Source organism: Streptomyces speibonae, from assembly GCF_984686075.1.
The window spans coordinates 5,501,748-5,513,858 of the sequence record NZ_OZ480260.1 but is presented as its reverse complement, the minus strand read 5'-3'; the positions used below and the strand labels follow the sequence as shown (position 1 = coordinate 5,513,858).

The window sequence follows — 12,111 nt, the reverse complement described above, 5'->3', positions numbered from 1 at the left end:
TTCGTTGGCCTTGGCCTCCGCCTCGTGCAGCCGCTGGCGAGTCTGCGCCAGGTCGGCCGTGACCCGCCTGAGGTAGTCGCGAAGCTTCTGCTCGTTCTGCATCTGGGGCAACCTCTTCGTCGATGGCCTGGCGCAAACACACAGCAGCCCAGGAGCTGTTCGAGCCAAGCTTGGTCCGGCCCGTTGGGCTCGACCACCCCTAGCCGCCCCTGGGTCGACCCCTATGCAAGAGAGCCCTGAAGGCGGGTCGAAGCGGCCCGCCTTCAGGGTTTGCGACGAATTCAGGATTCGGTAGTGGCCCCGCCCCTACGAAAGGCCGAGCTCATTGTCGATGAACGCGAACATCTCGTCGTCGGAGGCCGATTCGAGCCTTTCGGTGTAGCCGCCACCGGCCCCGCCCAGCGTGGCCAGGACGGCGTGCAGCCGCTCGACGAGTTCGCCCCGCTCCTCCTCCGGGACCTCCGTGCCGGAGACGGCCTTCTCCAGCCGCTCCAGTTCGGTCCGGACAAGAGAGGCGGCGGCGCCCGCCGCTTCGGTGTCCGGCAGCTCGGCGACGACGTAATCGGCCAGCGCGTGCGCCGAAGGGTAGTCGAAGATCAGCGTGGCGGGCAGCCGCAGTCCGGTGACGGCGGTGAGCCGGTTGCGCAGCTCGAGCGCGGTCAGCGAGTCGAACCCGAGCTCCAGGAAGCCCCGGTCGGCGGCCACCGCGTGCGGTCCGGCGAAGCCGAGCACGGCCGCGACCTGGGTGCGTACCAGGTCGAGGACGGCCTTGGCGCGTTCCTGCGCCGGCAGCGCCCCGAGCCGCTGGAGCAGCGCGTCGGCCTCGGAGCGGGACAGCGCGGCCTGCGCCTGGTTCCGGCGCGCCGGCAGCCGGACGAGGTCCCGCAGGACGGCCGGGGTGCCGTGCTCCAGGAGCCGGGCGCGGACGGCCGGCAGGTCGAAGCGCACCGGTACCAGTACCGCTTCCTCCCTGCCCAGCGCCGCGTCGAACAGCGCGAGTCCGGTCGCCGTCGGCATCGCGGTGACCCCGGAGCGGCTCATGCGTGCCACGTCGGTCTCGCCGAGCCGTGCGGTGAGTTCGCTGCGCTGGTCCCAGAAGCCCCAGGCCAGGGAGACCGCGGGCAGCCCCTCGGCCCGGCGCCGGGCGGCGAGGGCGTCGGTGAAGGCGTTGGCCGCGGCGTAGTTCGCCTGTCCCGGGCTGCCGATGGTGCCGGCGGCGGAGGAGAAGAGCACGAACGCGGTGACCGGCAGCCCCAGCTCCCGGGTGAGTTCGTCCAGGTGGACGGCCGCGTCGACCTTCGGGCGCAACACGGTGTCCAGGCGTTTCGCGTCGAGGGCGGCGACGACCCCGTCGTCGGTGACCCCCGCGGTGTGGACGACGGCGGTCAGCGGGTGCTCGGCCGGTATGCCGTCGAGCAGCGCCCGTACCGCGTCCCGGTCGGCCACGTCGCAGGCCGCGACGTCGACCGTCGCGCCAAGCCCGGCGAGTTCGTCGCGCAGTTCCGCGGCGCCCTCGGCGGCGAGGCCGCGGCGGCTGGTGACCAGGAGCCTGCGCACACCGTGGCGGGTGACCAGGTGCCGGGCGACCAGGGCACCCAAGGTGCCGGTGCCGCCGGTGACGAGCACCGTGCCGGCGGGGGCGAAGACGGGCGGCGCGGCGTCCGTCGGGCCGGTGGCGGCCGACGTACCGGCACCGGTCGTCCCCTCGGTCGCGGGCACCGCGTGCAGCCGTCGGGCCAGGAGACGTCCGTCCCGCACGGCCACCTCGGGCTCCCCCGTGGCGAGCGCCGCCGGGACCGCCTGGCGGGACGCCGGCTCCTGGTCCAGATCGATCAGGACGAACCGGCCGGGGTGCTCGGCCTCGGCGGCCCGTATGAGCCCCCAGACCGCGGCCAGTCCCAGATCCTCGGGTGCCGTGCCGGGCGCCGTGGCGGCCCCGCCGCTCGTGACGAGCGCCAGGCGGGCCCCGGCGAACCGGTCGTCCGCCAGCCACTCCTGGACGAGTTCGAGCGCCCGGCCGGTGCTCGCCCGCACGGCGGCCGGCAGGCCGCCCTCGCCCGCGACGGGTGCAGCGGTGAACGGGGCGAGCACGACGTCCGGCACGGTGGCGCCCGCGTCGACCGCCTCGGCCAGCGCGGCGAGGTCCGGGTGGTTCACGACCTCCTCGCCCCCGGTCTTGAGCACTTGCTGGAGCCCGGGCGTGTCCACCCCGACGACCGTCCGGCCGTCGTGCGCCGCGGAGGCCTCCGGTGCGACGGAGAGCGGGCTCCATTCGGTGCGGTACAGGATGTCGCCCTTCGGCCCGGCGGCCGCGGACAACTGCTCGGGGGAGATCGCCCGCAGGACGAGTTCCTCGACGGTCGCCACCGGCGTGCCGCCCGCGTCGGCGACACTGACCCGCACCCGGTCACCGGCGGGCTCGGGCGTCAGCCGTACGCGCAGGAAGGTGGCGCCGGTCGCGTGCACGGACACACCGTTCCAGGAGAACGGCAGCCGGACACCCGGCTCACCGGAGCCACCGCTCTCGACGGTGCCGAGGGCGTGCAGCGCCGCGTCGAGCAGCGCCGGGTGGAGGGCGAATCCGCCCGCGCCGACGCCCTCGGGCAGGGCGACCTCGGCGAACACGTCGTCACCGTGCCGCCAGGCGGCCTTCAGGCCCTGGAAGACGGGGCCGTACTCGTACCCCTGGGCCACCAGGTCGTCGTATCCGCTGCCCAGGTCGATCGGCTGGGCCCCGGCCGGCGGCCACGCGACGAGGTCGATCGAGGCGGCGACCGCCTCGGGGGCCAGCACGCCGGTCGCGTGGGTGGTCCAGTCGGCGGTGCCGTCGTCCGCGTCCGCCGGCCGGGAGTGGATGTCCACCGGCCTGCGCCCGTTCTCGTCGGCCGCACCGACGGCGACCTGCACCTGCACGGCCTCGGACGCCCTGAGCACCAGCGGCTCCAGAAGCGTCAGCTCGACGAGCCGGGCGCAGCCGGTCTCGTCACCGGCCCGCACCGCCATCTCCACGAACACCGTGCCCGGCAGCAGGACCGTGCCCATGACGGCGTGGTCGGCGAGCCAGGGATGCGTACGCAGCGAGAGCCGCCCGGTGAGCACGGTCCGGTCCGACTCGGCCAGCGGCAGGGAGGCGGAGAGGAGCGGGTGATCGGTGGCCGCGAGTCCGGCGGACTCCACGTCCCCGACACCACCGGTGTTCTCCAGCCAGTAGCGGGTGTGCTGGAAGGCATACGTGGGCAGGTCGACGATCCGGGCGTCCTCCGGCAGTGTCCTGTCCCAGTCCACGTCCGCGCCGGCCGTGAACGCCTGCCCGGCCGAGACCAGGAAACGCTGCCAGCCGCCGTCGTCGCGACGCAGCGTCCCCTGGACGGACACCGGCCGGTCGGCCACCTCGACCGTCTCGCCCAGCCCCACGGTCAGCACGGAGTGCGGGCTGACCTCGATGAACAGACCATGCCCCTGCTCGATCAACGCCGCCGTCGCGTCGGCGAACTCGACCGTCTGACGCAGGTTGCGATACCAGTACGCGGCATCCATCACCGAGGTGTCCGTCAGCCAGTCACCCGTCACGGTGGAGAAGAACCGCACATCAGACGGCCGAGGACTGATCGGCGCCAGAACATCCAGAAGCTCCCTCTCCAGCTCCTCCACCTGCGCCGAATGCGAGGCGTAATCCACCGGGATCACCCGCGCCCGCACACCCTCCGCCTCACAGGACGCGACCAGCTCCTCCAACGGCCCCGGCTCACCCGACACCACCACCGACGACGGACCATTCACCGCCGCCACCGACACACGGCCCTCATACGACGAGATCCGCTCCCGTACCGCGTCGACCGGCAGAGCGATGGACACCATGCCGCCACGCCCGGACAGCACCCGGATCGCCCGCGACCGCAACGCCACCACACGCGCCGCATCCTCCAGCGACAACGCCCCCGCCACACACGCAGCCGCGATCTCACCCTGGGAATGACCGACCACCGCAGCCGGCTCCACCCCCAGCCACCGCCACAACCGCGCCAACGACACCATCACCGCGAACAACACCGGCTGAACCACATCAACCCGCTCCAGCCAACCACCCTCCCCATCCCTGAGCACCTCGCTCAGCGACCAGTCCACAAACGGAGCGAGAGCGGCCTCGCACTCGGCCAGCGCCTCAGCGAACACCGGCGAAGCCTCCGCCAGCTCCACCGCCATCCCCAGCCACTGCGACCCCTGACCCGGGAACACAAACACCACACCCGAACCCACCGAACCAGCCGAAGTTTCGGTCAAGTCCCGGAGCTGCTGGGTAAGTTCGCCGCTTTCCCGGCCCACGACAACCGCACGATGGGGGAACGTCGCCCGCGACCGCACCAGCGACGCCGCCACATCCACCACACGCGGCCCGCCCTCGGCCACGAACTCCGCCAGCCGCGCCGCCTGATCCCGCACCGCGGCAGCCGACTTGCCCGACACCACCCACGGCACCACCGCCCCCGAATCGGGAACAACCGGCTCCGCCTCCTCCGGCACCTCCTCCAGCACCACATGCGCGTTCGTCCCACTGATCCCGAACGACGACACACCCGCCCGACGCGCACGCCCCACCTCGGGCCACTCCCGCGTCTCCCTCAGCAGCTCCACCGCACCCGCCGACCAGTCGACATGCGGGGTGGGCGCATCGACGTGCAGCGTCTTCGGCAGCACTCCGTGCCGCAGCGCCTGCACCATCTTGATCACACCGCCGACACCCGCGGCCGCCATGGCGTGGCCGATGTTCGACTTGAACGACCCCAGGAACAGCGGTTGACCGTCGGACCGTTCCTGCCCGTACGTCGCCAGCACAGCCTGCGCCTCGATCGGGTCACCGAGCGTGGTCCCGGTGCCGTGCGCCTCGACGACATCCACATCCGCCGCCGACAGACCGGCGTTGGCGAGCGCCGCACGGATGACGCGCTGCTGCGCGGGACCGTTCGGGGCGGACAGACCGTTGCTGGCGCCGTCCTGGTTGACCGCCGAGCCCCGCACCACCGCGAGCACCCGGTGCCCCTTGCGCCGCGCGTCCGACAGCCGCTCCACCACCAGCACACCGGCGCCCTCGGCCCACCCGGTGCCGTCCGCGGCCGCCGCGAAGGCCTTGCAGCGGCCGTCCACCGCCATGCCGCGCTGCCGGGAGAAGTCGGTGAACGCGATGGGCGTGGCCATGACCGCCACACCGCCGGCGAGGGCCATGGAGCACTCGCCCCGTCGCAGCGCGTCGGCGGCCAGGTGCAGGGACACCAGGGACGACGAGCACGCCGTGTCGATGCTGATCGCGGGCCCTTCCAGGCCCAGGGTGTAGGCGACGCGGCCGGAGGCGACGCTGTTGAAGCCGCCGTTGCCGAGGAAGGGCTGCACGTCCTCCGGGATGGAGGGCACGCTGGATGTGTAGTCGTTGGTGATGACGCCCATGAAGACGCCGGTCGGGGTGCCGCGCAGCGCCTCGGGGTCGATGCCGGCCCGTTCGAACGCCTCCCAGGACACCTCGAGGAGCAGCCGCTGCTGCGGGTCCATCGCCAGCGCCTCACGCGGACTGATCCCGAAGAATTCGGGGTCGAAGTGACCGGCGTCCTCCAGGAAGCCGCCCTCACGCGTGTAGGTGGTGCCGGGGTGGTCGGGGTCGGGGTCGTAGAGCCCTTCGACGTCCCAGCCGCGGTCGTCGGGGAAGCCCGTCATGGCGTCGACGCCGTCGTGGACCATGCGCCACAGGTCCTCTGGCGACCGGACCCCGCCGGGGTAGCGGCAGGCCATGCCGACGATGACGACGGGGTCGTCGTCCCGTGCGACGGCGGCGACCGGAGCGGTCCCGGGGCCGGCGGGCGCGGGGGCGTCGCCGACGAGTTCGGCGCCGAGGTGCTGGGCGAGCACGGTCGGGTTGGGGTAGTCGAAGACGAGAGTGGCGGGCAGGCGCAGGCCGGTGGCGGTCGCCAGCCGGTTGCGCAGTTCGACGGCGGTCAGCGAGTCGAAGCCGATCTCCTTGAACGCCTGGGTGGGGACGACGGCCTCGCCGTCGGTGAAGCCCAGGACGGCCGCGACATGGGTGCGGACGGTTGTGAGCAGGTAGCGCTCACGCTCCGCGGGTGCCATGGCGGCGAGCCGGTCGGCGAGGGAGCTGCCGCCGCCGGTGGTGTCCGCCGCTACGGTGCGCCGGGCGGGCGCCCGGACGAGGCCGCGCAGCAGGGGCGGGATGTCTCCTGCGGTCCGCAGGGCGGCTGTGTCGAGCTTGATCGGTGCGAGGACCGGCCAGGCCGAGGAGAGTCCCTCGTCGAAGAGCCGCAGACCGAGTTCGCTGGTCAGGGGTACGACGCCGGAGCGCCGCATGCGCTGCATGTCGACGTCGGTGAGGTGGGCGGTCATGCCGCTGCGCTGTTCCCAGAACCCCCACGCGAGCGACGTCGCCGGCAGACCCTCCGCCCGACGCACCTCCGCCAACGCATCCAGGAACGTGTTCGCCGCCGCGTAATTACCCTGCCCCGACTCCCCCAACGTCGCCGCCGCCGACGAGAACAACACGAACGCCGACAGATCCATCCCCCGCGTCAACTCATGCAGATGCACCGCCGCATCCACCTTCGGACGCACCACCCGCGCCAGCCGCTCCCCCGACAACGACCCCACCAGACCGTCATCCAGCACACCCGCCGCATGCACCACCGCCGTCAACGGAGCCCCCGCAGGAACACCCCCCAACACCCCCGCCAACGCCTCCCGGTCACTCACATCACACGCCACCACCGACACCGACGCACCCAACGCCTCCAACTCCGCCACCAACGCGGCCGCACCCTCACCCGCCAGACCACGCCGACTCGTCAGCACCACACTGCGCACCCCGTGCACCACCACCACATGACGGGCCACCAACGCACCCAACGTGCCCGTCCCACCCGTGATCAGCACCGTCCCCGCAGGATCCAGCCCCACCGGCACCGTCAGCACGATCTTCCCCACATGCCGCGCCTGACTCATGAACCGGAACGCCTCCGGAGCCCGCCGCACATCCCACGCCGTGACGGGAAGGGGCCGCAGTGCTCCGTGCGCGAACAGGCCGAGGATGTCGGCGAGCATCGCGCGGGTGCGGTCGGGTCCGGCCTCGACGAGGTCGAACGCCCGGTAGGAGACGCCGGGGTGCTGTGCGGCGACCTCCTCGGGGTCGCGCTTGTCGGTCTTGCCCATCTCCAGGAAGTGACCGCCACGCGGCAGCAGCCGCAGCGAGGCGTCCACGAACTCCCGCGCCAGCGAGTTGAGCACCACATCCATGCCCTCCCCACCGGTGACCTTCGAGAACTTCTCCTCGAAGCCCAGATCACGCGAGCTGGCGATGTGATCCTCGTCCAGACCCAGCGCCCGCAGAGCATCCCACTTGCCGGGGCTGGCCGTCGCGAACACCTCGGCCCCGAAATGACGGGCCAGCCGCACGGCCGCGGTGCCGACACCGCCGGCTCCCGCGTGGACGAGGACCCGGCTGCCCGGGCGCAGACCGCCGAGGTCCACCAGGCCGAAGTAGGCGGTGAGATACGCGATGGGGACGGCGGCGGCCTCGGCGAACGTCCACCCCTCCGGCATCGGCGCCAGGTAGTCGCGGTGGGTCACGGCGAGCGGACCGAAGGACCCGGTGAACAGGCCCACCACCCGGTCACCGACCGCCAGGTCCGTGACACCCGGACCGACCTCGGCGACCACACCGGCCGCCTCACCGCCCATGATCTCCTCGGTCGCCGCCATGCCGAGCAGCGAGACGAGGTCACGGAAGTTGACCCCGGCGGCGCGCACGGCGACCCGTACCTCGCCGTCGGCGAGCGGCGCCACCGCCTCGGGGGCGGGGATCAGTTCCAGGTTGTCGAGGGTCTCGCGCACGGTGGCGTCGAGCCGCCAGGACTCGGCGTCGGCGGGCGGGGTCAGGGCGCCCCCGGACGCGGCGCGCACGAGACGCCGTACGAGCACGGTGCCGTCGCGCAGCGCGAACTCGCGCTCCTCTCGGTGCGCCAGCGCGGCGGGCAGGGCACGTACGGCGGTGTCGACGCCGTCGGTGTCGACGAGGACGAGGCGGCCGGGGTGCTCGGCCTGCGCGGAGCGCACCAGACCCCACACCGGGGCGTGGACCAGGTCCACCGCCTTCTCACCTGAGCCGGCCGCGACCGCGCGCCGGGTGACCAGGACGAGCCGCAGATCGGCGAACCGGTCGTCGGCCAGCCACTGCTGCACCGTCGCGAGGACCTCGCAGGCGGCGCGGTGCACGGCCGCCGGTACGTCGTCCGCCGCGTCGTGGGTGCCGAGGAGCGGCACGATCACGGTGTCGGGCCGTGCCTCGGCGGACTCGTCGGCGAGGGCCGGGGCGAGTTCGTCGAGCGACGCATAGGTCGGGGTGTCCGCGAGCCCGAGCGTGCCGGCCGCGCCGACGAGCGCCCAACGGCGATCCTGGGCGTCGGCGTCGAGGCCGGTCGGGGCGGGGAGCGCCGTCCACTCGCTGCGGAAGAGGGCGTCGGGGTCACCGGGCCGGGCGGACAGCTGCTCGGCCGTGACGTCGCGCAGCGTCAGCGACTCGACGGACGCCACCGGCGCCCCGGCCCCGTCGGCGAGTTGCAGGGACACGACGCCGTCGCCGGACCTGGTGACCCGCACCCGCAGCCGGGTGGCCCCGGACGCGAGCAGCGACACCCCGCTCCAGGCGAACGGCAGCTGTACCGCGCCGCTGTCGCCGCTGAGGCCGGTGGCGTGGAGTGCGGCGTCCATGAGGGCCGGGTGCAGGGCGAAGCCGGCCGCGTCCGCACCCTCGGGCAGGACGACCTCCGCGAACACCTCCTCACCCCGCCGCCAGGCGGCCTTCAAGCCCTGGAACAGCGGCCCGTACCCGTACCCGTCCGCCTCGGCCGACGCATAGAAGCCCGCGACGTCCACCGGCCGCGCCTCACGCGGCGGCCAGACGCCCAGGTCGAACATGGGCGACGCCTGGGTACCGAGCGCCAGCACGCCCGTCGCATGGCAGGTCCACCCGGAGTCGGGCTGCGAGGTGTCGTCGAGACGGGAGAACACCGACAGCTCGCGCCGTCCGTCCTCGTCCGCAGCTCCGACCACCACGCGCAGGACGACACCGGCCCGCTCGGGCACGACCAGCGGCGCGGCCAGCGTCAGGTCCTCGACCATGCCGCAACCGACCTCGTCACCGGCCCGCACCGCCATCTCCACGAACGCGGTACCCGGCAGCAGGACCGTGCCCATGACGGCGTGGTCGGCGAGCCAGGCGTGCGTACGCTGCGAGATGCGCCCGGTGAGGACGACACCGTCGGAGTCCGGCAACGCCACGGCAGCGGACAGCAGTTGATGATCCGTGGCCTCAAGGCCCACCGAGGTCACGTCTCCCGTGCTTCCGCCACTCTCCAGCCAGTAGCGGGTGTGCTGGAAGGCATACGTGGGCAGATCGACGATCCGTGCGTCCTCCGGCAGGGTCCTGTCCCAGTCCACGTCCGCGCCGGCCGTGAACGCCTGCCCGGCCGAGACCAGGAAACGCTCCCAGCCGCCGTCGTCGCGACGCAGGCTGCCGATCACCGACACACCGGCCTGCCCGGAAGCCTCGATACTCGACTCCACCGGCACCGTCAGCACGGGATGCGGACTGGCCTCGATGAACAGACCATGCCCCTGCTCGATCAACGCCGCCGTCGCGTCGGCGAACTCGACCGTCTGACGCAGGTTGCGATACCAATACGCGGCATCCATCACCGAGGTGTCCGTCAGCCAGTCACCGGTCACCGTGGAAAAGAACCGCACCTCGGACGACCGAGGACTGATCGGAGCGAGGACATCCAGGAGCTCTGTCTCCAGCTCCTCGACCTGCGCCGAGTGCGAGGCGTAATCCACCGGGATCACCCGCGCCCGCACACCCTCCGCCTCACAGGAAGCGACCAGCTCCTCCAACGGCCCCGGCTCACCGGAGACCACCACCGACGACGGACCATTGACCGCCGCCACCGACACACGGCCCTCAAACGCGGTGATCCGCTCCCGTACCGCGTCGACCGGCAGAGCGATGGACACCATGCCGCCACGCCCGGACAGCACCCGGATCGCCCGCGACCGCAACGCCACCACCCGCGCCGCATCCTCCAGCGACAACGCCCCCGCCACACACGCAGCCGCGATCTCACCCTGGGAATGACCGACCACCGCAGCCGGCTCCACCCCCAGCCACCGCCACAACCGCGCCAACGACACCATCACCGCGAACAACACCGGCTGAACCACATCAACCCGCTCCAGCCAACCACCCTCCCCATCCCTGAGCACCTCGCTCAGCGACCAGTCCACAAACGGGGCAAGAGCGGCCTCGCACTCGGCCAGCGCCTCAGCGAACACCGGCGAAGCCTCCGCCAGCTCCACCGCCATCCCCAGCCACTGCGACCCCTGACCCGGGAACACAAACACCACACCCGAACCCACCGAACCAGCCGGAGTCTCCGCCAACTCCCGCAGCTGCGCGATGAGTTCCTCGGCCTCGCTTCCCACCACCACCGCCCGGTGCGAGAGCGTCGCCCGCGACCGCACCAGCGACGCCGCCACATCCACCACACGCGACTCGCTCCCGGCGACGAACTCCGCCAGCCGCACCGCCTGATCCCGCACCGCAGCAGCCGACTTACCCGACACCACCCACGGCACCACCGCCCCCGAATCGGAGACAACCGGCTCCGCCTCCCCCGGCACCTCCTCCAGCACCACATGCGCGTTCGTCCCACTGATCCCGAACGACGACACACCCGCCCGACGCGCACGCCCCACCTCGGGCCACTCCCGCGTCTCGGTCAGCAACTCCACCGCACCCGCCGACCAGTCCACCTGACCCGACGGCTCCTCCACATGCAACGTCTTCGGCAACACACCATGCCGCAACGCCTGCACCATCTTGATCACACCACCGACACCCGCAGCCGCCATCGCATGTCCGATGTTCGACTTGAACGAGCCGAGCCACAGAGGCTGTTCACCCGACCGGTCCTGGCCATACGTCGCCAGCAGCGCCTGCGCCTCGATCGGATCCCCGAGCGTGGTCCCGGTGCCATGAGCCTCCACCGCATCGACGTCCGTCGCCGACAGACCGGCGTTGGCGAGCGCCGCGCGGATGACACGCTGCTGGGCAGGACCGTTCGGGGCGGACAGGCCGTTGGACGCGCCGTCCTGGTTGACCGCCGAGCCCCGCACCACCGCGAGCACCCGGTGACCCTTGCGCCGCGCGTCCGACAGCCGCTCCACCACCAGCACACCGACGCCCTCGGCCCACCCGGTGCCGTCCGCGGCCGCCGCGAACGCCTTGCATCGGCCGTCCACCGCGAGCCCCCGCTGCCGGGAGAACTCCAGGAAGCCGCCGGGGTTCGCCATCACGCTGACGCCTCCGGCCAGGGCGAGCGAGCACTCGCCGCGGCGCAGGGACTGCACCGCCAGGTGCAGCGCCACGAGGGACGACGAGCACGCCGTGTCGATGCTGATCGCGGGCCCTTCCAGGCCCAGGGTGTAGGCGATACGGCCGGAGGCGACGCTGCTGGCGCCGCCGTTGCCGAGGAAGGGTTCGAGTTCGGCGGGGACGGACTGCGCCTTGGCGGTGTAGTCGTTGTTGATCACGCCCATGAAGACACCGGCGGTACCGCCGGCCAGGGTGGTGGGGTCGATGCCGGAGCGTTCGAACGCCTCCCACGACACCTCGAGCAGCAGCCGCTGCTGCGGGTCCATCGCCAGCGCCTCACGCGGACTGATCCCGAAGAACCCGGCATCGAACTCCGCCGCGTCGTGCAGGAAACCGCCCTCACGCACATACGTCGTCCCCGGACGGTCCGGATCAGGATCGTAGATGCCCTCCACGTCCCAGCCACGGTCCTCGGGGAACCCCGACACACCGTCCGTGCCCTCGGCGACCATGCGCCACAGGTCCTCCGGCGACCGCACGTCACCGGGGTAGCGGCACGCCATGCCGACGATCGCGACCGGTTCGGTCCCGGCGCTGATCAGCTGGCGGTTCTGCTGCTTGAGCCGCTCCGTCTCCTTCAGCGAGGCACGCAGGGCATCGACGAGTTGGTTGTTGGACGTAGCCATCAC

At 72.3% G+C, this 12,111-nt stretch carries 1 protein-coding gene and 1 pseudogene; both read right to left on the bottom strand.

What is annotated here, in order from left to right:
- Positions 1-24: 24 nt before the first annotated feature.
- Positions 25-102, bottom strand: a pseudogene (locus tag AC5L3C_RS24790) (polyketide synthase docking domain-containing protein); the annotation flags it as partial.
- Between the two features lie 204 nt (positions 103-306).
- Complete coding sequence (locus AC5L3C_RS24785) at positions 307-12,108, bottom strand: SDR family NAD(P)-dependent oxidoreductase (protein WP_493650893.1); 11,802 nt, start codon at positions 12,106-12,108, stop codon at positions 307-309.
- Positions 12,109-12,111 lie beyond the last annotated feature (3 nt).

Coding starts and splice junctions, on each gene's coding strand:
- AC5L3C_RS24785 (WP_493650893.1), bottom strand. CDS start 12,108: ATGGCTACGTCCAACAACCAACTCGTCGATGCCCTGCGTGCCTCGCTG.